The organism is Maribacter sp. MMG018 (genome assembly GCF_018100785.1).
Classification (GTDB): Bacteria; Bacteroidota; Bacteroidia; order Flavobacteriales; family Flavobacteriaceae; genus Maribacter.
Genome location: NZ_JAGJEC010000002.1, coordinates 36,835 through 58,139, shown reverse-complemented (window position 1 = coordinate 58,139; position 21,305 = coordinate 36,835). Strand labels below are relative to the sequence as shown.

The following is a 21,305-nucleotide window of genomic DNA, read 5'->3' as shown; positions in this document are numbered from 1 at the left end:
TCAAAATAAACTCCTTTAGCATACAAATAAACCTTCTTGACAACCCTTTTTTTTTCCAAGGGATAAATAATCTCATATTTACACCCCCAAAACTTGCCAAACCAAACCTTAACCAATGGCAAAAGCCCTTTCTTTTTAGAAAGGGCTTTTTATTTTGATCTCTTAAAGTTATTATTTCTTTTTCTGAGCCTCTGCCTGTTCCATCATTTCGCGCATCTTACGCTGAAATTTATTTTCTTTTTTAGGCTTCTTTTTGTTCTCTTGTATCTGCGCGTGAATCTTATCATTATCGAGAATAAAATTCTTGATCACCAACATAATACCAATAGTAATCAAGTTAGAAACAAAATAATACAAACTTAATCCACTAGCATAGTTGTTAAAGAAGAACAACATCATAAAAGGCATCAAATACATGATAAACTTCATATTGGGCATACCTGGCTGGCTAGGCATATTCTGCCCTGTAGTCATCATCATATAAAAGAAGATGGCAATGGAGGCCAGTATAGGAAAAAGACTTACGTGATCACCATAAAACGGAATGGAGAATCCTTCCGGAAATTGATAGATCGTATCAAAAGACGATAAATCGTCTGCCCATAAGAAAGATTTTTGACGCAAGGCAAAAGATGAAGGGAAGAACATGAACAAGGCATAGAAAATAGGCATTTGCAGAAATGCCGGTACACACCCACTCATGGGGCTTACCCCTGCTTTGCCATATAATTTCATGGTCTCTTGCTGTTTCTTCATGGCATTGTCCTTGTACTTCTCGTTCAGCTCATTGATTTCCGGTTTTAAAACCTTCATTTTTGCCTGGGACAAATATGATTTATAGGTAACCGGTGACATGGCCAAACGAACCAATATGGTCATAATGATAATCGCTATACCATATGGAAAATAAGAACTTAACAATGAATAGAAAGGTGTAAACACATACCTGTTTATCCACCCAAAAATACCCCACCCGAAAGGAATGGAATCCACTAGGTCCAAATCTTCGTATTTAGACAGTACATCTACATCTGTAGGGCCATAGTACATGTACATACTTTTTGAAATTTCCCCTCCTTTAACATCCAATGGCAAAACAGATGAATAGGCTTTTGTAAAACCAAAAGTCCTACTTTCTTCCTCTACCAAATTTTTAGATGTCAGTTCCCCACTTTTAAAAGGTTCATCTGCAGCCAAAATTGAGCTAAAGAAGTGTTGTCTGTAAGATATCCATTTTATGTCCTCTTCGGTTTCCTCGTCATCGCTTCCTTCCGATAATTTACTTAGTTTACCGTCTTCATGATGATAGGTAAGGCGGGTATATCTATTTTCGTATTGTATGCTCTTAGAATGCCTAATTCCCTTAAGTTTCCAATCTAAGGTTACGGGTTTACTATCGTTGATGATCCCGTCCAAACCTTGGGTACGTACAGTAAAATCAACTAGGTAATCCCCAGGTTTCATCTCGTAACGATATTCTAAAAATTGATTGTTGGATGTTTTTGCCTTTAAGGACAAAATCTGTTTGCCATCAGATTTCGTAAGACTAGGTTCAAAAAACAGATCCTTTGTACTCAACACCCTATTATCGGTGGTAGAGAAATCAATGGAGAACGATGAATTTCCATCTTTCACAAGGTATACCGGCACAGAATCATAAGTGACAAAATTTTTCATTTTTGCCTCTACCACATGTCCCCCTTTGTTACTGATTTTTAAAAATAGCACATCATTTTCCAAAACAGTAGTACCTTCTTTTGGCGTAGTAAATCCAAAAGCCCCTATTTTACTTTTGTAACCGGCTATAGCGGTAGAATCGTTCAAGTTTACCTCAGGGGTACTATCTATTACAAAATCATCGGTCTTTTCTTCATTTGCGGCCGCTGCATCTATCTGTTCCTGTTTCGCTTTTTGTGCCGCTATCTCCTCTGGCGTAGGCTTGTTTTGATAAAACATGAAAATCAATATTCCGAATATCAATACAAAACCGATTATAGATTTTACATCCAATTTCTTTTCTTCCATCTAAAAATATCTAATATATAAGGTAATTATTTGGTTTTCAGAGAGCAAATATATGCCCAAATAAGGAGTTTATGCCATACTGGCATTACTTTGTGCCTTTTTATGTGCCAATGCCGCTTTTACAAAACCAACGAACAACGGGTGTGGATTGGCTACCGTACTTTTATATTCGGGGTGATATTGAACCCCAATAAACCACGGGTGGTCTTTCAGCTCCACTATTTCTACCAAGTTCGTTTTTGAATTGATACCAGTTGCCAAAAGCCCTGCTTCCTCAAGCTGTTTTTTATAAGAATTATTGAATTCATACCTATGCCTATGCCTTTCGGAAATCTCTTTGGCCCCATTATATACCTGTTGCACCAGACTACTATCTTTTAGTTCGCAGTCCCAAGCGCCCAGTCTCATTGTTCCTCCTTTATCGGTAACGGATTTCTGTTCTTCCATTAAGCTGATAACAGGGTCTGGGGTACCAGAATCCATTTCGGTAGAACTTGCCTCTTTTAGGTTTAATACATTTCTAGCATATTCTATAACCGCCATTTGCATCCCCAAACATATCCCTAAAAAAGGAATATTATTGACCCGTGCATAGTTTACCGCTATGATCTTACCTTCTATACCACGCTCACCAAAACCTGGAGCGACCAATATGCCGTCCAATCCCTTTAATTTACTCTCATAATTTTGGGCTGTAATATATTCTGAATGTATGGACCTAACGTTTACCTTCACTTCATTCTGCGCTCCGGCATGGATAAAGGATTCCAATATCGATTTGTATGAATCCTGTAATTCTACATACTTACCTACCAATCCTACGGTTACTTCGTTCTTTGGGTTCTTATGGCGTTCCAAAAATTGGTTCCATCTTGTTAGATCCGGAGTTGTCGAATCTGGCAAGGCCAATTTACGAAGGGTAACAGTATCCAACCCTTCTTGTTGCATTAAAATAGGCACATCGTAAATTGTAGAAGCATCAATACTTTGTATTACAGCCTCTCTCTTCACATTACAGAAGAGTGCCAATTTGTCTTTTATCTCATCAGAAATTTTATGCTCTGTCCTACATACAAGAATATCGGCCTTGATACCGCTCTCCATCAATGTTTTTACCGAATGCTGGGTAGGCTTCGTTTTTAACTCCCCTGCCGCGGACAGGTAAGGCACCAAGGTTAAATGTATAACAATGGCGTTATTATCGCCCAACTCCCAAAGCAACTGTCTAACCGCTTCTATATAAGGTAGTGACTCTATATCACCAACGGTACCTCCTATCTCGGTTATAACGATGTCGTACTCACCACTCTTGCCAAGTAATTGTACACGTTCTTTTATTTCGTTGGTTATATGTGGAACAACCTGAACGGTTTTCCCTAAAAACTCTCCCCTTCTCTCCTTTTCTATTACACTTTGGTAAATTCTTCCAGTGGTAACATTGTTCGCCTGTGAGGTTCTTACATTTAAAAAACGCTCATAGTGCCCTAGATCCAAATCAGTTTCCGCTCCATCGTCCGTTACATAGCACTCACCGTGTTCATAAGGGTTAAGAGTACCTGGGTCAACATTGATATACGGATCCAGTTTCTGAATAGTAGTTTTATATCCTCTTGATTGAAGAAGTTTAGCCAAAGATGCGGCAATAATGCCTTTTCCAAGAGATGAAGTAACGCCTCCCGTAACGAAGATGTATTTGGTTTCTGCCATTGATAAGATTTCTATGTTACGGGACACAAAGTTACAAATTGAGAATAGAACTCAATGACTTTCCTTCGGAAAATCTTTTTGAATCTTTCGAATTAACGATTCTAGGCTATTTGTTTTAATTTCTAGCATAGAACGCAATAATTCGCCCAATTTTCCATCAGGAAAACCTTTTTGTTGAAACCAGACCAGGTACGGCTCGGGCAAATCTACCAAATACCGCCCCTTGTGTTTTCCAAAAGGCATTCGATAATGGGCCAACTCTATTAATTTTTGATGATCCGGTTTTATTTCCATTTTTTAAAACTAAAAAAATTATCTTTAAGGGGACAACAATTAAAACCAACATGAAAAGAAGAGATTTTATAGGAACTACGGCCGCGGCGTCCGTAGGTATCATAACTCCTGCGGGAGCAACGGGAAAAAGCCCACAATCAAAAGAAGAACCTCCCTTTAAACTTAAACATAACATTAACCATAGTGTTTGCTATTGGTGCTACGGAACCATCCCTTTTGAGGAATTTTTACAAGAACTGAACAAGTTGGATATACGTGCCATTGATCTGGTCGACCCAGAACAGTTTCCTCTCTTAAAAAAATACAATATACACGCATCTATGTGCTGGGGTGCCGGTATGGGAATAGAAAAAGGCTGGAACAATCCTGAATTTCATGAAGAACTTATAGCGGATTATAAAAGGGTGATTCCTTTGGTTGCAGAAGGGGGTTACACAAACCTTATTTGCTTTAGTGGCAACAGAAACGGAATGAACGATTTAGTAGGCTTACGTAACTGCGCCAAAGGCCTAAAAGAAATTATACCATTGGCCGAAGAGCATGGGGTTGTACTACAAATGGAGTTATTGAACAGCAAAGTTAACCATAAGGACTATATGTGCGACACATCTGAATGGGGTGTATCTTTATGCGAAACCATTGGCTCCGAAAATTTTAAACTACTTTACGACATCTACCACATGCAGATAATGGAAGGTGATATTATTAGAAACATTCAAGATTATCACCAATACTATGGTCACTACCATACAGGTGGAAACCCCGGTCGCCACGAAATTGACGAAACCCAAGAAATATATTATCCCGCGGTCATGAAAGCCATTTTAGATACTGGATACAAAGGTTATGTTGCCCAAGAGTTCGTACCTAGTTGGGATGACAAAATTGCAGCGTTGAAACAGGGGGTCACTATCTGTGACATATAAGCTTGTAAAACCTTTCTTTCGAAAGGTTTTTTTTATCCTTTATTATTACAGATCCAAAAGAAAGAGCCCTCGTAATTTAAAATATGTGTGTAATTTAGCGGCCAAAGTATTAGTTTAAACACTGACTATATTAAACATATCAAGATGAAAAAATCGATTACACTATTGGCCGTCTTTACTTTTTTAGTACAGTTTGCATCGGCTCAAGAATTTGAAGTAGGCACGAACGTCATAAATACCGGTATAGGTTTAGGTGGTTATTATGGAGGATACAGCACTTCTACCGAAAGCCCTGTATTCAGTGCCAGTTACGAAAGAGGCGTATGGGATGTTCCCGGCCCTGGCGTGGTAAGTCTTGGAGGCTATATCGGCTATAAAAGATTTACTTATAAAGACATAACCTATAATTATGATTATAGTTGGTCATATACGGTTTTAGGCGCCCGCGGAACCTATCACTACACTGGTTTTGACATCGACAATCTTGATGTTTATGGTGGGGTTATGGCCTCTATGCGCCTATACAGTGGCGACGATTACAATGACTTGGACAGTAGACCCGGAGCTAGTGCCTTTGTGGGTGGTCGATGGTACCTTACAGATACTGTTGCCGCATTTGCAGAAGCCGGTTACGGAGCCTCATTTATAACCTTAGGAGCTTCCTTTAGGTTCTAAACCTAAGAAAACACAATCATAAAAAAGCCTTCCCGAAATGGAATTTCAGGAAGGCTTTTTTAAAATATTTAAATTCGATTTACCTAATAAAGGAAAGAATTACAACTTACTGTAGCGCTGGTTGTGGCCACCTTGCCGTAAAAGAGAATCAAAGCACCCAATTGAAAGTAATTTCCTTTTGTATATCTGGGTGTAAACTATATAATACAGGACATGTATTCGCCGTGTTTTCCAATATCTTCCTATCCTTATCCGAGATATTGGCAGGTAAGGTAAGCTTCACCTCTATCTTCGAAATTCTTCTTGGGGAAGCTGCCATATGTTTAGTAACCTCCGCCTCCGAGTTTTGCAGGTCTATATCCAGCCCGTTGGCTTTAATGCCCATCATGGTCAACATACAACTCGCCAACCCGGTCGCAACGGTATCGGTCGGGGAAAAGGCCTGACCTAAGCCATTATTATCGGTAGGAGCATCGGTCATAAAAGAATCCCCAGATTTAATATGTGTACATTCTGTTCTTAATTCTCCGTTGTATACTACTTTCGATGTCATACTAATCCAATTCTTTTATCCACATATTATCATACCCCATTATATAGGAAGCTTTATTAAAGTAGCCCGAAGAAATATCTTTCTCATAATCAAATTTGTTTCCACTGTACTCGGTTTCCCCAATAAACTTTGAAACACTCAACAAATCATTTTTGTAAGCTAATTTCAATAGCAGGTCATAGGTTATATCGAAACCTCTAACTGCGAACTTGTCCGGAGCATCACCAAATTTTTCTTTATAACGCCTTACGAACGGCCCCGAAGAAACTTCTCTATAAACCGATGGATATGTAAAATGAAGGTTAGACAAATGGGTACTGGAAATAACATCATTATCAAAAGCGTTGTTCTTATCGGTCGTGAACATTCTTACTTTTAATTTCTTAGTACCATTTTCGATATCCAGAAGCGAATTGTTAAAAGCATTAAGTATAGATACCAGACTAGAGATCAATTTAAAATTGTCCGATTCTACAAAAACCCAATTTTCCACATCTTCTGATAAAAGACCCGCCAACTTATCTCTACTAATACCTATATTCTTTTTCTCCTCTTTTACCTCAAGTGCTTTTGCCCCTGCAAAATTCTCTAGAATAATAGCCTTTGTTTCTGCATTTTTTTCATCTGCAATAACCACTATATTCTCGTTTGTGTATTTTTCCTTGACATATTTAAGCATATGCTCACGAAGTGTCTTAGGCTCTGTGTACGAAAAAAATACGTTTCCTAAACTAATATCGCTCTTCGCCGGAACAGGTGCAATTACCGGCACTTGATAATTTGCCGCCTGGTTAGAGACCTCTTTTAAAGACTGTACATCCAGTGGCCCTAGAATTGCACTGTAACTACCTAAGTTTTCTTTTTGTAGTATCTCTTTTGTTTTCTGAAGGTCCAATTGGTTATCAAAGGTCTTTACATCTACCGATACCCCCAATGACTTTATGGAATCCAACGCCACCAAAGCTCCCGAATATAGACCAAGACTGTATTTTAGACTATTTCTGTTTGCAATGGTCCATTCGACCGTTTCGGTATCGTTTAAATCCAATTTATCTAATCGGAACGGCAACATGAACATAACCTTAGGACGGTTCTCTACATTAATACTATCCAATAGATTGATCTTATCCAGTACCAGAGAATTTTTTACTTCAAAATCCCCTACTTGATCTTTAGGAAGCTTCAATACCATTCCGGCTTTTAACCCATCTTTCAGTGCCGGATTCAATTTGACCAGATCGGCCCACGACATTCCAAATTTTCTGGTCAACCTAAATTCGTTCTGCTTGGGTTTAACTTCATAGAAGATATAATTATCCGTATTTATCACCCCTGGATCCAATTTGGTTTCGGGCAGCCTTATCACCATTCCTTCTTTTAACCCTCCACGCTCTGTAATCTCAGGATTAAGCCTTACGATCTCGTCCGCCTTTACACCAAATTGTTGTTCTAGCCTATAAAAGTTCATTTTGGCCGGTACCGTATAAGACCTATACAGTTGGGTTTCTTGGTTTTTAACGGAAGACCCCGGTATTTTAGGCATAAGAAGTTCATAACCTTCTTGTAAGTAATTGGTTGTTTTAGAAAGGCCAGGATTAAGAACAAGCATACTATCGACAGTAATACCATATTTGTGCGCTATGCTCCAACGAGTTTCTTTCGGCGCTACAACGTATTTCTCATAATCATCGGGATCCACTACATTCTGGTCTTCTTCCGTCTTTCTATATTTCGGAATTCTAATGACCATTTTCTTTTTCAACTGCGTAGCGTACAGTTCTTTATTGTACTTTTTGATTTCCTCTTCGGTGACATCAAATTTCTTGGCTATACCATATAAGGTCTCTTTCTTTTTAACCTTGTATTCTACAAAACCGATAGGCTCTTTCTTTACCACAGAATCGTTCATGATCTTACCGATCAAACCTTCTACAGATTCTCCGCTTACATTATTACCTGTTTGCTGCTCTGGTTTTGCCACAGCCCCATTGGCACTGGGTATAACCAATATGGTGTTTACATTTAAGCTACCTCCCTTTTTAATTTCTTTGTTATACTTAAGAATATCATCTTGGGAAACACCGTATTGTTTAGCAATACTATACAATGTTTCGTTTTTCTTAACAGCATGTGTCGTAAACTTTTGTCCGAACGCTTTACCGCTAAAAAAGAGAAAAAGACAAACCGTAAAAAATAACCTTATCAAATTTTTCATTTTATTCCCATTCTATGGTTGCCGGTGGTTTTGAGCTAATATCATACACCACTCTATTAACACCGGGCACTTTATTAATTATATCGTTCGAGGTTTTTTGCAAAAACTCGTAGGGCAGGTTTACCCAATCTGCCGTCATACCATCGGTACTTTCCACGGCACGCAAGGCAACGCACTTCTCGTAGGTACGCTCATCGCCCATAACCCCAACACTATTTACGGGCAAAAGCATAGCTCCGGCCTGCCAAACGTCATCATAAAGCCCCCAATCTTTCAGACCTTGAATAAAAATATGGTCCACTTCCTGCAAGATAGCCACTTTTTCCCTTGTTATATCGCCCAAAATACGAATGGCCAAACCTGGACCGGGAAAAGGGTGACGCCCCAACAAATTAGGATCTAGGCCCATACTTTTACCGACCCTTCTAACCTCGTCCTTAAATAACATTTTCAAAGGCTCTACCACTTTCAATTTCATAAAATCTGGCAATCCCCCCACATTATGGTGACTTTTTATGGTCGCTGAAGGCCCGCCCGTTGCGGAAACAGATTCTATCACATCAGGATATATAGTACCTTGAGCCAACCATTTTGCATTTTCTACTTTATGTGATTCATCATCAAAAACCTCTACAAAAACACGACCAATGATCTTTCGCTTGGTTTCGGGATCACTTTCACCCTCCAACTCATCCAAAAAACGTGCCGAAGCGTCCACACCTTTCACATTAAGCCCCATTCCTTCGTATTGTTTCAGAACATTTTCGAATTCATTCTTACGAAGAAGCCCATTGTTTACAAAGATGCAGTGAAGATGTTTACCAATGGCCTTGTGCAAAAGCACGGCGGCAACCGATGAATCTACACCTCCGGAAAGACCCAATATTACCTTGTCTTCCCCAATTTTTTCTTTTAGTTCAGCTACCGTAGTATCTACAAAAGCATCAGGAGTCCATGTTTGTTCGACCCCGGCTATATTAACCAGAAAATTTTCGAGAATCTTTTTTCCATCGGTAGAATGGTACACCTCCGGATGAAACTGTATCCCGTAGGTATCTTCATCCTTAAACTTAAAGGCCGCATTCTCAACATCGTTCGTACTGGCCAAAAGCACTGTATTCTCTGGAAGCTTTTTTATAGTATCCGCATGGCTCATCCAAACTTGGCTTCCTTCCTTAATATCTTTTAAGAAAAGATCGTTTTTATAGATCCGGGCAAGTTTGGCCCTACCATACTCCCTTGTATTGGACTTTTCTACACTTCCCCCATTAAAATGGGCCAAATACTGCGCTCCATAACAAACGCCCAACAAAGGTTTCTTACCCCTTATATCCGAAAGGTCGGGATGCGGAGCATCTTCTGCCCTCACCGAATGCGGCGAGCCAGAAAGAATAACTGCCTTGTAACCGGACAGATCTTCCGGCGGCTTGTTGTACGGTTTTATTTCACAGAAAATATTGAGTTCCCGAACCCTTCTAGCGATGAGTTGTGTGTACTGGGAACCGAAATCTAAAATCAGGACATTATTTTGCATGGGCAAAAATAGCAATTTGAAGGTTTTTCAAAACTATCTTTTAAGTATATTTATCACCAATTTAAAAACAATTGTTTTGAAACATATTTCAGCGATCATATTTGGACTTGCCATTGTTATTGCGGCATATTTTCTCGGAAACGCCTATGTAAAGCGTGCCAACCCCCCTCAAATAATATCGGTTACGGGTTTGGGGAACGAAAATTTCACCTCTGACCTTATAGTATGGGAAGGTCAATTTTCCGCTACAAACACGGTACTTAAATCTGCTTTTGACCAACTTAACAACGATAAGAACATTGTTAAAAAATATTTGACATCAAAAGGAATAAAAGCCGATAACATTATTTTCAATAGTGTTCAAACCACAGAACTAAGGGACAACAAATATGAAAGCGGCAACTTTGTAGGCAGTATTTTTAGAGGATACCAACTAACACAGACTATAAAAATCGAATCTAAAGAAGTTGCCTTAATAGAAAAGGTATCTAGGGAAATAACGGAATTACTAAACCAAGGAGTTCAATTTAACTCGTACCCACCAAGGTATTATTACACCAAATTGGCCGATCTAAAAATTGAAATGATTTCAAAAGCCACGGAAGATGCGCGATTAAGAGCAGAAAAAATTGCCGAAAACTCCGGCAGCAAACTTGGAGACCTGGTTTCTGCTAAAATGGGAGTCTTTCAAATAACCGGTCAAAATTCTGGAGAGGATTATTCTTGGGGAGGAGCTTATAACACTACCTCAAAAAACAAAACAGCTTCTATTACCATGCGTTTAGACTATAAGGTAGAATAATAAATCTATAGTTTATATAACAAATCACAATATTCTGGAAATTAACAAGTTAAATCAATTCCTACAAATTAGATTTTATCACAAAAAGAAAATCTAAAATTTAAGTTTTCCAGAGAAAGCACCTTACCCTTAAATTAAAAAAAGCCCGGTCTTACAACCGGGCTTTTCAACCACACTAAAATTAAATTGAAAAGTTTAAATTCTTTTTCACAGCAATTCAATTCCCCTTGTTGGTCGTAAGATATTCTACAACCTTACAGAAGCACACAAATAAAAAAAACTCGGGAACCACCCCGAGTCTTTTAATCAAAATCAAACTAACCTAAAAAATTAATAAATCTTATTCATAGCACTTTTATATACAACAACCACAATTAAAAATACCCTACCATGTTTTTTGTATTTTTAAAGAAAAAACCATGACCGATACTTATTGGAACGAATTAAAAGATGAGCTTCAGAAGGGAGTCAACCAAAAAGACCACCCTTTTAGGTATGCGACATTAGGTACAGTTGGCATGGACAAACTCGCACGGCTACGTACCGTTGTCTTAAGAGAAGTTTTAAAAAACGGAAACCTACGCTTTTATACCGACAGGCGATCTAAGAAAGTTTTACATATGATAGAAAACCCAAAGGTAAGTATGTTATTCTATCAGCCCCAAAAACTCTTACAAATAAAGGTAGAAGGGTTGGCCACAGTTCACACAGACCAAGATACCATATCGGATATTTGGAAAAACATACCTGAAAACAATAAAAAAGATTATACCACAAACTACGCTCCCGGTAGTGGCATCAACGACCCCGACACCATATCTTATCTAGAGGGCGATCACTTTTTTTGCATGGTAGAAGTTGAACCTTTTAAAATAGAATACCTAAAATTGAACAGGCCTAACCATATACGGGTAAAATACTCGAAGAACGACTATGGCTGGGAAAGCGAATTCTTAGTGCCTTGACCTATGTAGAAATATAGGTTTTCTTTTTCTTTTCCGAAACCAATAAGACTATCTACCGCAACCTTCTGCCTTTCTTTGGATGGATCAATAATTACCTCTACCCACTTTTGATTTTTAGATTTTGATTGCCCTAACGAGTAATCATCTACTGAAAACAATGTTCTCTCAGGATGCAGTACCCTCACATTACCAGCATATGTTACATTAGGCAACACCCATTGATAGTCTTCATATTTCAATTTATGGGCAACAGGCTCAAACCCAAAATGAACGGACGAAGGTATGTTCAACATTTTCTCTATTGGTGTCCTTAAAGTCTGAAGACCTATTACCGCAATAAAAACCCAGTACCCAATAGAAACCAATCTCTGATTGTTTTTAAGATTTACCTTCTCTAATAACAGAACAACAAAAGGAATAAAAAGTGGTAGCAGCCACCTAGTCTCTACTTTCTGACTTTGGAACACGAGAAAAAATACCCCTAACACCAGTAATTGAACAATGAACATTTTAGCAAACCAATGCTTTTTTTGCTTGTTAAAACTCACTACGTTTGAGAAATAGCCAATACCAACGAATAAAAGAACAGGAAACAATAAGGCAAACAAACCTTTCAAATACCTTAAAATTGGCATTAATGAAAATCCTGACCCGACTTCTTCAGTTCCTATTTTCTCCTCTAAACTAGATTCCAAATAATATTGAAATCCGTCAGGACCTAATAACCAATATGCATGTGGCGCTACCAATAAAACAGAAACAAGAACCGACACCAGTATTTTAGGGTTAAAAACTATAGCTCTCAATTCTTTATCCCACAAAGAAACCAAAGCAAAGGTTAACAGAAAAAATACATAATTGTATTTAGACATGATACCCACACCTACTACCAAACCCAATAAAAGATAATTTAAAATGGATTTACGAGATACCAACAGCTGCACACAGTAGTACGATGCAATTACGGACAAACAAAGCAAACTGGTATGTGATAATCTTCTAAAAGTAAAATCGATAAATACCGGAACCAACACCAACAACAAAACTGCCAGTTTAGATTTTTCAACCTCTTTTATTCTTAGTTGGGCAAATTGATACAGCGCCAACAAAATACCGGCAAAAAGAGAAGCCCTTAGAATAGAGAACGCTAATTTATTTACTTTAAAAATAGTATTGAAACCATACTGCAACCACGTATATAAAGGTGGTTGATCATCATACCCCCAACGAAGCCATTGCGAGTAATACGCTTGTTCTGCGTCTTCTAATTCTAATGCACTCTTAAAAAAAGTGATTACGGTAATGGCTAAAAAAGAAACAATGGCAAGTACGGTAATCTTATTTAAAGATACGTTCTTGCCCATATTCTATTTTTGAGTGATAACGGCAAAATTTAGGTCTAAAGGCCTTAAAGCCTTAAAGAGCATAGGCACCAGATCTTCACCATATTCTAGATATAGTTCAGAGAAATTTAAATTACGCTCTTGCAAAGAATGTCCCGGAAACAACTGATTTTGAATCTCGGTCAGACGTACCACATGATCTTTCAACTTTCTTTTTTGGGCTTTTAATAAGCGTTTCTCCAGATTATCGAGACCTTTTTTTTGTTTTATCTCTTGGGCCTTTACGGCCCCTAAGAACGACTTGTCCGTCTGTTCCGCCAAGGCGTACATATTTTTAAATTGTTCTTCCAGCACTTTTCTTTGCGGAGAGAAATCGATATCTATATTTGATATACCCCTGATCTTCTTATTTATCAACGTATGCTGTTTTAAGAACAGATCGGCAATGGAGACATCTAACTTTTGAAGTTTTTCTGCCTGTTTTTCGGTAATTATCAAAGCAGAATTTCTTAAAAGCAATATAGGAAAAGTGACATCCATTGCCTCAAAGGCCGTTTTTAACTCTAACCAATATGCCAGCTCGCCACCCCCTCCAATGTAACATAGATTCGGCAAAATCACCTCTTGATACAATGGTCTGGCCACTACGTTCGGAGAAAATTTTTCGGGATGACTTTCCAATTCCTCTAAAAGCTCCTCTTTTGAAAAAGAGATCTCGGTATCGTTTACATGATACACTCCGTTTTTTTCTATGATACGTTCACGCACACCAGCATCCAAATAGAAATAATTGATTTCCCTTGGGTTCACCTGAATACCATATTCAGGATTTATCTTATTTATTTTTTCTATTTGCGCAGAAACAGCATCAAAGGCAGTTTGCTCCAAAATATCTTTCTTGATATAGGGAATCAAAAGCTGTTTTAAACTGTGGTCATCCCCATCAACTATGACCAAACCATATTCCGCGAACAGCTCGTTGGCCAAAAATCTAGTTGCATCTGTTAAAGTTTCATTTTCCAGATACGCTCTTTTGAACAAAGATTTTAAATCTTGTGCATTTCTACTATTTCCGATAGCATTGGAAAAAATCTCAAAGACATCTTCGAGACCGTCGGTTTTCATATGCCCTACCGCCCCCGAAGCAGACCTGTTCCATTGTATTTTTTTACCCTGGTAATTAAAATAATTGATTTCCTCAAAATCATGATCTTCGGTTGCCATCCAATATATGGGAACAAAATAATGGTCCGGGTATTCTTTTTTTAGTTCTTCTGAAAGGTTGATAGTAGAAATAATCTTGTAGAGAAAATACAAGGGACCCGTAAACAGGTTTAGCTGATGTCCGGTAACTATCGTGAAGGTATTTTCATTCACAAGAGCATCGATATTTTGTTGTGTCGCTTCTGAAACGGAAACATTGCCATATTGCCTATTAAGTGCCTTGTTTAGCACTTTTCTGTTTTCCGACGAAAAACCACCCCCTTTCTCCTTTATCTGGTCTTTAAAGTTACTTAGCTTAGGAAACCTATTGTATAGGGGCTTCACCTCTTTTTTTTCATCAATATAGTCACATATCAATTTTGAAAAATAGCCAGTTTCTTTAAAAGGTAAACAGTCAATATCCATATATACTCAAAAAATGAAGGTAAATATAAAACTCTCTTGTCTTAGAGTTCCTAAAAATACGTTAATTACTTTATGTCGACAGCATCCGAGGTTCATCAAAAAGCCTATTGTGCATTATAGATTTAACCAATTATTTTGGTAGATTTGACAGTATCCTTTTTTAACTAAACCAAATGAAAAAAATTTTACCACTACTTTTTGTAATACTTCCCTTCTTTTTAATTGCCCAACTTAAGTCTCCCTCAGAATTTTTGGGGTATGAATTGGGAAGCCAATTCACCAGACACCACGAAGTTGTCGATTATTACCAATACCTAGCGGATGCAGAACCCAAGAGAATGAAATTAATGGTATATGGCAAAACCAACGAAAGAAGACCGTTGATATTAGCCTATATCTCTACAGAACAAAACATGCAAAACCTTGAACAAATTAGGGAAGAGCATCTAAAAAGCACCAAAGGCGAAGGATCGGCCGACAAGGCCATCGTATGGTTAAGCTATAATGTACACGGCAATGAAAGTGTAAGCACAGAAGCCTCAATGCAGACCATTTACGATTTATTGACCGCTAAAAGCAATTATCTGGAGAATACGGTGGTGATTATGGATCCATGTGTAAACCCCGATGGTAGGGATAGATATGTAAACTGGTACAACCAATTCAAAAACACTCCGTATAATGTTGACCCAAACAGCAAAGAACATCATGAAGGTTGGTGGAACGGCAGAAGCAACCACTATATGTTCGACCTAAATAGAGATTGGGCATGGTTAACCCAGATAGAAAGCCAACAACGCTTAAAACAATTTAATAAATGGCTCCCCCATGTTCATGTAGATTTTCATGAACAAGGAGTAAACAGCCCTTATTATTTTGCCCCGGCAGCGGAACCTTTTCATGAGGTAATTACCGATTTTCAAAGAGAGTTTCAGGTAACCATAGGAAAAAACCACGCAAAATATTTTGATGCCAATGGTTGGTTTTACTTTACCAAAGAAGTCTTTGACCTATTGTACCCTAGCTACGGCGACACCTACCCTATCTACAACGGGGGCATAGGAATGACCTATGAACAAGGTGGCGGCGGTAGAGGCGGCTTGGGCGTTCTTACCGATATTGGTGATACCTTGACCCTAAAAGATCGTATTGCCCACCACCACACCACAGGTCTATCTACGGTAGAAGTTGCCAGTGGAAACGTAGTAAGGCTGAACGATGAATTTAAAAAGTTCTATCAGAACAAAAACTACAAGTACAAAAACTATGTACTTAACGGCGATGCCGATAAATTGGAAAAACTGACCGATTTGTTGGACAAACATGAAATCGAATATGGCTACGGGTCAAACACCACTTATAAAGGTTATCGTTACGACACTTCCAAGTCTGGCTCACTAAAAGGCTCTAACAATAGTTTAATTGTTTCTACCAACCAGCCAAAAGCTACCTTGGTAAAAGTGTTATTTGAGCCAAATGCAAAATTAAGCGACTCCGTCACATACGACATTACAGCTTGGTCTTTACCGTATGCTTACGGATTGGATGCCCTAGCAACAGAAAGCAATATCCAAAAAACGACAGCCTCTCAAAAATCAGAGGAATTTGGCATTGGCAAATCTGATAGTTACGCTTACCTGGGGGATTGGAACAGTATAAAGGACGCCCAATTCTTAGCGGCACTTTTAAATGAAAATATCAGGGTAAGATATTCCAAAAAACCGTTTACGATCAATGGTACCGATTATGATAGGGGAAGTATCATTATCACCAAATCGGACAATAGAAACATAGATGGTTTCTCAAATATTTTGGATGAGGCCTCTAAAAAATTCCATAAAAAATTAACGCCGGTAAATACCGGTTTTGTGGACAGTGGAAAAGATTTTGGATCGGGTTATGTGGGCGTTATTAAAAATCTTAAAATTGCCGCATTATCGGGAGAACCTACCTCAACACTACGTTTTGGAGAAATTTGGCACTTTTTTGAACAGCAACTAAACTACCCAATTTCGGTTTTGGACGAATCTTATTTTAATAGAGTGGACCTTGCCGAATACGATGTACTGATCTTACCTGACGGAAGGGGCTATCGAAGCTTTTTAAACGAAATGACGACCCAAAAGATAGCCGAGTGGGTAAGAGGGGGCGGAAAGCTCATAGCCATGGGCAATTCCATTGGAATGCTATCTAAACAAAAAGGATTCAACATTAAGGCGAAAGAACAGAAAAGGGACACCACCATCAACTTGGATGCCTTTGATTCTTCTGAAAGAGAATACATAAAATCGGCTATAACAGGTGCTATTTTCAAAGCGAACGTAGACAATACCAACCCATTGGCCTACGGTTATGACGATACCTACTTCACCTTAAAATTAGGTAATAGCGCCTATAACTATTTAGATGGAGGAAGTGCTGTTTATTTAGCAAAAGGCGCAAATAAACCTGTTTCCGGTTTCGCAGGCAGCGAAGCACAAAAGAAAATAGCGGAATCACTGATTTTTGGCACACAGCGTATGGGACGTGGCCAAGTTGTGTATATGGTGGACAATCCTTTGTTCAGAGGTTTTTGGGAAAACGGAAAATTGTTTTTTGCCAATGCCCTTTTTATGGTGAATTAAACCAAGTTTAAAACCACATGAAAGAGTACAAGGTAGAGACGCTCGTTTTTTTTAGCAAGCTTACACTGGATACGAAGCATATCGCAAAATCATCGCAGGCAGAAATTCAGGAAACACTAAATAAATATACTAGAGACGGTTGGCATCTGGCCTCAACAGATGCCGTTAGTTTCGGTGCCGCCGTCTATATTTACCTTTATTTTGAAAAATGACGGTTTAAGGGAAGTAAAAAGCTTTAATTCACATAGATAGACCGTATACGGAGACACAAGCCCATCTCTACGTTATACCGGCTCTCCGTACAGATCAAAGTCTGCCGCATCGGTAATCTTTATATTTACAAACTCGCCCTGTTTTAGATAAAACTTAGTAGCATCTACCAAAACCTCGTTGTCCACATCTGGAGAATCATATTCGGTTCGACCAACAAAATAATTACCTTCCTTACGGTCAATAATACACTTTAAGGTTCTGCCTATTTTTAATTGATTGAGCTCCCAAGAGATTTGAGATTGAATTTCCATGATCTCGTTGGCCCTCTCTTGCTTTACTTCTTCGGGAACATCGTCCTCTAAGGAATAGGCATGTGTATTTTCTTCATGACTGTATGTAAAGCAACCCAAACGCTCAAATCGCATTTCTTCCACCCACTTTTTAAGCGTTTGAAAATCTTCTTCGGTCTCACCCGGATACCCAACGATCAAGGTTGTTCTTATATTCATTTCGGGCACCACAACCCTAAAGTCGTTGATCAACTTTGTTGTTTTTACCTGTGTTGTTCCACGGCGCATACTTTTTAGGATCTTATCGGATATATGCTGCAAAGGAATATCTAAATAGTTACAAACCTTATCCTCGGTTTTCATCACCTCTAAAACATCCATTGGAAAACCGGTAGGAAAAGCATAATGCAAACGAATCCATTCTATACCCTCTACTTTCACAAGTTCTTTTAACAACTCGGCCAAGTTTCTTTTTTTATAAAGATCCAAACCATAATAAGTAAGGTCTTGGGCTATCAAGATCAATTCTTTCACCCCTTTGGCCGCCAATTTCTCAGCTTCGGTCACCAATTCTTCTATTGGCTTACTTTTATGTTTTCCTCGCATTAAAGGGATGGCACAGAACGAACAAGGTCTATCGCACCCTTCGGCAATCTTCAAATAAGCATAATTTTTAGGCGTAGTGGTCAACCTTTCGCCGATCAGCTCATGTTTATAATCGGCTCCTAAAGCCTTTAATAAATTAGGAAGTTCACTAGTACCAAAGTACTCGTCTACGTTAGGTATCTCTTTCTGCAGATCGGGCTTATACCTTTCACTTAAGCAACCGGTAACAAAAACCTTATCGACCTCTCCAGCCTCTTTTTTCTGAACATATTCCAAAATAGTATTTACGCTCTCTTCTTTGGCGTTGGCGATGAACCCACAAGTATTTATCACCACCACATTACCTTCCTCTTCATGTACCACCTCTTTGTCATTGGCACGTAATTGTCCCATCAACACTTCCGAATCATATACATTTTTGCTGCAACCTAAGGTTACCACATTGATTTTGTTCTTCTTAAGGGTTTTTGTTCGCATACCTATTTATCTTACCAACCTCTCTTTTAGGCGGGTGCAAAAATACAATTTGGAGAAGGATTATTTTCCTTTATGCACCATTTATTTCTTTTTTACGTTAAACCTTTGAAAAAAAACTATGTCTTACACTAAAATCAAGGTATGCATCGATTTTTAATATTCACGTTTTTCACCTTCTTAATTCTCGGTGGATGTTCTACCGACCAATTGGATGACTCGAATACTTCAGAAGAAATAAACAACAGCTCATTATACTTCCCCCCTATAGATTCGGATACATGGGAAACAAGCACTATAGAAGAACTTGGCTGGAGCAAAGAATCAGAACAGCTCTTATACGACTTTCTTGAAGAGAACAACACCGACGCATTCATCCTTTTAAAGGACGGGAAAATAGTCATGGAAAAATACTTTGGAGCTTTTGATGCCTCTAAAAGCCACTCGTGGAACTCCGCTGCAAAAACCTTGACCTCTATGACCGTAGGAGTTGCCCAAAACGAAGGACTACTTTCTTTGGATGACAGCTCTGCCCTATATCTAGGTAATGGCTGGTCTTCGATGACCCCCGAACAGGAAAATAACATTACCATTCGCCACCACCTTACCATGACCACCGGTATGGATTACAATGTAGACAACAACTTTTGTACAGATAAAGATTGTTTTTTATACAAGAACGAACCAGGAACCTACTGGTATTATCACCAAGGCGCATATACCATGTTAGACGATATAATCACGGCAGCCGTTGGTGAAAGTTATATAGATTATTTTAAAGATAGGATCGGAAATAAAATTGGTATGGCAGGGATATGGACAAAGGTTGGCTACAATAATTTATATTTCAGCAATGCCCGAAGTATGGCACGGTTCGGACTATTGAACTTGAACGAAGGTGTATGGGACAATACCGTTATCATAGAGGACAAAGACTATTTTAACGAAGCTACCAATACCTCACAAGACCTTAACAAATCATACGGCTATCTTTATTGGTTAAACGGTAAAGACAGTTACAAACTTCCTTCTACCGAAGAACAGTTTCAAGGCAAACTGATTCCCAACGCCCCAGACGACCTGTACGGTGGTTTAGGTGCTTTTGACCAAAAACTATATATCGTACCCAGTAAAAATTTGGTAATAGTTCGTTTTGGCGATGCCGCCGATACTTCTTCTTTAGCTTCCTCTAGTTTTGACAACGAGCTTTGGGAAGCCATCAACAAAGTAATCGACTAGTCCTCCCCATAATCACATAGCCTGCAATACAATAAAAATGAACGTCCACAGGCCGTTAACGAATCTTATTATATTGTTTCATTAAGGAGATTATCTTATCTATCGGTATGGATCTGACCTCATGCCCATCTCTCCCTTTCATTGTCTTCGCTGCGAACAATGAATTTAAAATAGCTTCTTCCGTTGCCTCTATCGTCGCCAAAAACAATGGCGAAACGGCATCGTTGCGAAGCAACTTATCTTCTTTGTACATAGAATCACTTTCGTAAGCAACGCGATTGGTTTTGGCCGTAGATACAGCTATCACGTAATCTCCACTTCCGTTAGATGCTATTCCACCTGTTTTCGCCAATCCCAACATAGCCCTTTTAGCCAGTCTTTTCAAGTTTCTGGCATCCAAAGGTGCATCTGTAGCAATGACTATCATACAAGAACCATCGGCGTCGTTCAAAATCTTATCCCGATACGGATACTTTTTTAATTCTTTTGCAATCGGCACGCCATTAATCTCTAACACCCCGCCAAAATTGGTCTGCACCAATACCCCGACCGTAAAATTACCCAGAGATACGGGTACAACCCTTGATGCCGTACCTATTCCCCCTTTGTATCCAAAACAAATGGTTCCCGTACCGGCCCCAACATTTCCTTCTTCGACCGGTCCGATTTTTGCGCTTTCGATGGCTTGCAATACATGGGATTCTTTTACATGACGACCTCTAATATCATTCAACCAACCATCGTTCGTCTCCCCTACTACCGAGTTTACGGATCGCACATTTTCATTGCCCGGCATACGCAGGGTATAATCTATCAAGGCGTTTGAAGCTACGGGTACACTTAGGGTGTTCGTCAAAACAATAGGCGTCTCAATATTCCCCAATTCCTCTACCTGACTGTAACCTGCCAATTTTCCAAAACCATTTCCAATATAGATGGCAGCCGGAACTTTAGACTGAAAAATATTATCGCTATGCGGAAGTATCGCAGTAACACCTGTACGTATACTATCTGCCTCAATTATAGTGGTATGCCCCACACGGACCCCTTTTACATCTGTTATGGCATTATTTTCGCCTGTTTTTAAAACACCTATTTCAACTCCATAATCCCTAATTCTTTTCTGTTGTGAAAAGCAGTTAAAACAAGTCAATATCAAAAAACATCCTATATACCTGACCACAACCATCT

General features: G+C 38.8%; 17 protein-coding genes. 7 read left to right on the top strand and 10 right to left on the bottom strand.

The annotated features are described in order from the left end of the window. Positions 1-171: 171 nt before the first annotated feature. The 3 genes from yidC to J8L85_RS08480 form a co-directional block, all read right to left on the bottom strand. Entirely contained in the window at positions 172-2,025 is a 1,854-nt protein-coding gene (gene yidC / locus J8L85_RS08490) for a membrane protein insertase YidC (RefSeq protein WP_211016452.1), read from the bottom strand. A 69-nt stretch (positions 2,026-2,094) separates the two neighbouring features. Continuing rightward, on the bottom strand, positions 2,095-3,732 hold the full coding sequence (locus J8L85_RS08485; RefSeq protein WP_211016450.1) for a CTP synthase: 1,638 nt from the start codon (positions 3,730-3,732) through the stop codon (positions 2,095-2,097). Positions 3,733-3,783: 51 nt separating this feature from the next. Next, a complete protein-coding gene (locus J8L85_RS08480) occupies positions 3,784-4,026 on the bottom strand; it encodes a DUF3820 family protein (protein WP_047244764.1) in 243 nt (80 codons plus the stop codon). 50 nt (positions 4,027-4,076) lie between these two features. Between J8L85_RS08480 and J8L85_RS08475 the strand changes: the two genes are divergently transcribed. Further along, a complete protein-coding gene (locus J8L85_RS08475) occupies positions 4,077-4,952 on the top strand; it encodes a TIM barrel protein (protein ID WP_211016448.1) in 876 nt (291 codons plus the stop codon). Between the two features lie 144 nt (positions 4,953-5,096). Further along, positions 5,097-5,627: a hypothetical protein gene (locus tag J8L85_RS08470; RefSeq protein WP_211016446.1), complete on the top strand. Its 531-nt coding sequence runs from the start codon at positions 5,097-5,099 to the stop codon at positions 5,625-5,627. A gap of 148 nt (positions 5,628-5,775) precedes the next feature. Here J8L85_RS08470 and J8L85_RS08465 read toward each other — a convergent pair whose 3' ends face one another. The 3 genes from J8L85_RS08465 to guaA are packed head-to-tail and all read right to left on the bottom strand — an operon-like array spanning position 5,776 to position 9,929. Further along, entirely contained in the window at positions 5,776-6,180 is a 405-nt protein-coding gene (locus J8L85_RS08465; protein WP_211016444.1) for an OsmC family protein, read from the bottom strand. A 1-nt stretch (position 6,181) separates the two neighbouring features. Continuing rightward, entirely contained in the window at positions 6,182-8,395 is a 2,214-nt protein-coding gene (locus tag J8L85_RS08460) for a LysM peptidoglycan-binding domain-containing protein (protein WP_211016442.1), read from the bottom strand. A 1-nt stretch (position 8,396) separates the two neighbouring features. Continuing rightward, positions 8,397-9,929 (bottom strand): glutamine-hydrolyzing GMP synthase, encoded by a 1,533-nt coding sequence (gene guaA, locus J8L85_RS08455; RefSeq protein ID WP_211016440.1) that lies wholly within the window; start codon positions 9,927-9,929, stop codon positions 8,397-8,399. Positions 9,930-10,005: 76 nt separating this feature from the next. Between guaA and J8L85_RS08450 the strand changes: the two genes are divergently transcribed. Continuing rightward, a complete protein-coding gene (locus J8L85_RS08450; protein WP_211016438.1) occupies positions 10,006-10,731 on the top strand; it encodes an SIMPL domain-containing protein in 726 nt (241 codons plus the stop codon). A gap of 419 nt (positions 10,732-11,150) precedes the next feature. After that, a complete protein-coding gene (locus J8L85_RS08445) occupies positions 11,151-11,696 on the top strand; it encodes a pyridoxamine 5'-phosphate oxidase family protein (protein WP_211016436.1) in 546 nt (181 codons plus the stop codon). Here the strand turns inward: J8L85_RS08445 and J8L85_RS08440 are convergent. Together J8L85_RS08440 and bshC are read right to left on the bottom strand one after the other, a co-directional pair. After that, positions 11,663-13,060, bottom strand: coding sequence for a glycosyltransferase family 39 protein (locus J8L85_RS08440; protein WP_211016433.1), 1,398 nt, complete (start codon positions 13,058-13,060; stop codon positions 11,663-11,665). The genes J8L85_RS08445 and J8L85_RS08440 overlap by 34 nt on opposite strands. 3 nt (positions 13,061-13,063) lie before the next feature. Continuing rightward, the gene (bshC, locus tag J8L85_RS08435; protein ID WP_211016431.1) at positions 13,064-14,668 is read right to left on the bottom strand and encodes a bacillithiol biosynthesis cysteine-adding enzyme BshC; all 1,605 of its coding nucleotides are present in this window, start codon (positions 14,666-14,668) and stop codon (positions 13,064-13,066) included. Between the two features lie 173 nt (positions 14,669-14,841). Between bshC and J8L85_RS08430 the strand changes: the two genes are divergently transcribed. Both J8L85_RS08430 and J8L85_RS08425 read left to right on the top strand, forming a co-directional pair. Beyond that, positions 14,842-17,292, top strand: coding sequence for a M14 family metallopeptidase (locus tag J8L85_RS08430; protein ID WP_211016429.1), 2,451 nt, complete (start codon positions 14,842-14,844; stop codon positions 17,290-17,292). 17 nt (positions 17,293-17,309) lie between these two features. Continuing rightward, positions 17,310-17,504, top strand: coding sequence for a DUF4177 domain-containing protein (locus J8L85_RS08425; RefSeq protein WP_211016426.1), 195 nt, complete (start codon positions 17,310-17,312; stop codon positions 17,502-17,504). 72 nt (positions 17,505-17,576) lie between these two features. On the opposite strand, the gene rimO is transcribed toward J8L85_RS08425, so the two are convergent. Further along, positions 17,577-18,878 (bottom strand): 30S ribosomal protein S12 methylthiotransferase RimO, encoded by a 1,302-nt coding sequence (gene rimO / locus J8L85_RS08420; protein ID WP_211016424.1) that lies wholly within the window; start codon positions 18,876-18,878, stop codon positions 17,577-17,579. Between the two features lie 141 nt (positions 18,879-19,019). Between rimO and J8L85_RS08415 the strand changes: the two genes are divergently transcribed. Continuing rightward, positions 19,020-20,114: a serine hydrolase domain-containing protein gene (locus tag J8L85_RS08415; protein WP_211016422.1), complete on the top strand. Its 1,095-nt coding sequence runs from the start codon at positions 19,020-19,022 to the stop codon at positions 20,112-20,114. Positions 20,115-20,169: 55 nt separating this feature from the next. On the opposite strand, the gene J8L85_RS08410 is transcribed toward J8L85_RS08415, so the two are convergent. Further along, positions 20,170-21,297 (bottom strand): P1 family peptidase, encoded by a 1,128-nt coding sequence (locus J8L85_RS08410; protein WP_348771743.1) that lies wholly within the window; start codon positions 21,295-21,297, stop codon positions 20,170-20,172. Between the last annotated feature and the right edge of the window lie 8 nt (positions 21,298-21,305).

Bases quoted from the DNA above. Each gene is read 5' to 3' on its own strand.
- J8L85_RS08485 (WP_211016450.1), bottom strand. From the start codon at position 3,732: ATGGCAGAAACCAAATACATCTTCGTTACGGGAGGCGTTACTTCATCT.
- yidC (WP_211016452.1), bottom strand. From the start codon at position 2,025: ATGGAAGAAAAGAAATTGGATGTAAAATCTATAATCGGTTTTGTATTG.
- J8L85_RS08445 (WP_211016436.1), top strand. From the start codon at position 11,151: ATGACCGATACTTATTGGAACGAATTAAAAGATGAGCTTCAGAAGGGA.
- J8L85_RS08475 (WP_211016448.1), top strand. From the start codon at position 4,077: ATGAAAAGAAGAGATTTTATAGGAACTACGGCCGCGGCGTCCGTAGGT.
- bshC (WP_211016431.1), bottom strand. From the start codon at position 14,668: ATGGATATTGACTGTTTACCTTTTAAAGAAACTGGCTATTTTTCAAAA.
- J8L85_RS08430 (WP_211016429.1), top strand. From the start codon at position 14,842: ATGAAAAAAATTTTACCACTACTTTTTGTAATACTTCCCTTCTTTTTA.
- J8L85_RS08470 (WP_211016446.1), top strand. From the start codon at position 5,097: ATGAAAAAATCGATTACACTATTGGCCGTCTTTACTTTTTTAGTACAG.
- J8L85_RS08465 (WP_211016444.1), bottom strand. From the start codon at position 6,180: ATGACATCGAAAGTAGTATACAACGGAGAATTAAGAACAGAATGTACA.
- J8L85_RS08440 (WP_211016433.1), bottom strand. From the start codon at position 13,060: ATGGGCAAGAACGTATCTTTAAATAAGATTACCGTACTTGCCATTGTT.
- J8L85_RS08415 (WP_211016422.1), top strand. From the start codon at position 19,020: ATGCATCGATTTTTAATATTCACGTTTTTCACCTTCTTAATTCTCGGT.
- rimO (WP_211016424.1), bottom strand. From the start codon at position 18,878: ATGCGAACAAAAACCCTTAAGAAGAACAAAATCAATGTGGTAACCTTA.
- J8L85_RS08460 (WP_211016442.1), bottom strand. From the start codon at position 8,395: ATGAAAAATTTGATAAGGTTATTTTTTACGGTTTGTCTTTTTCTCTTT.
- J8L85_RS08480 (WP_047244764.1), bottom strand. From the start codon at position 4,026: ATGGAAATAAAACCGGATCATCAAAAATTAATAGAGTTGGCCCATTAT.
- J8L85_RS08425 (WP_211016426.1), top strand. From the start codon at position 17,310: ATGAAAGAGTACAAGGTAGAGACGCTCGTTTTTTTTAGCAAGCTTACA.
- guaA (WP_211016440.1), bottom strand. From the start codon at position 9,929: ATGCAAAATAATGTCCTGATTTTAGATTTCGGTTCCCAGTACACACAA.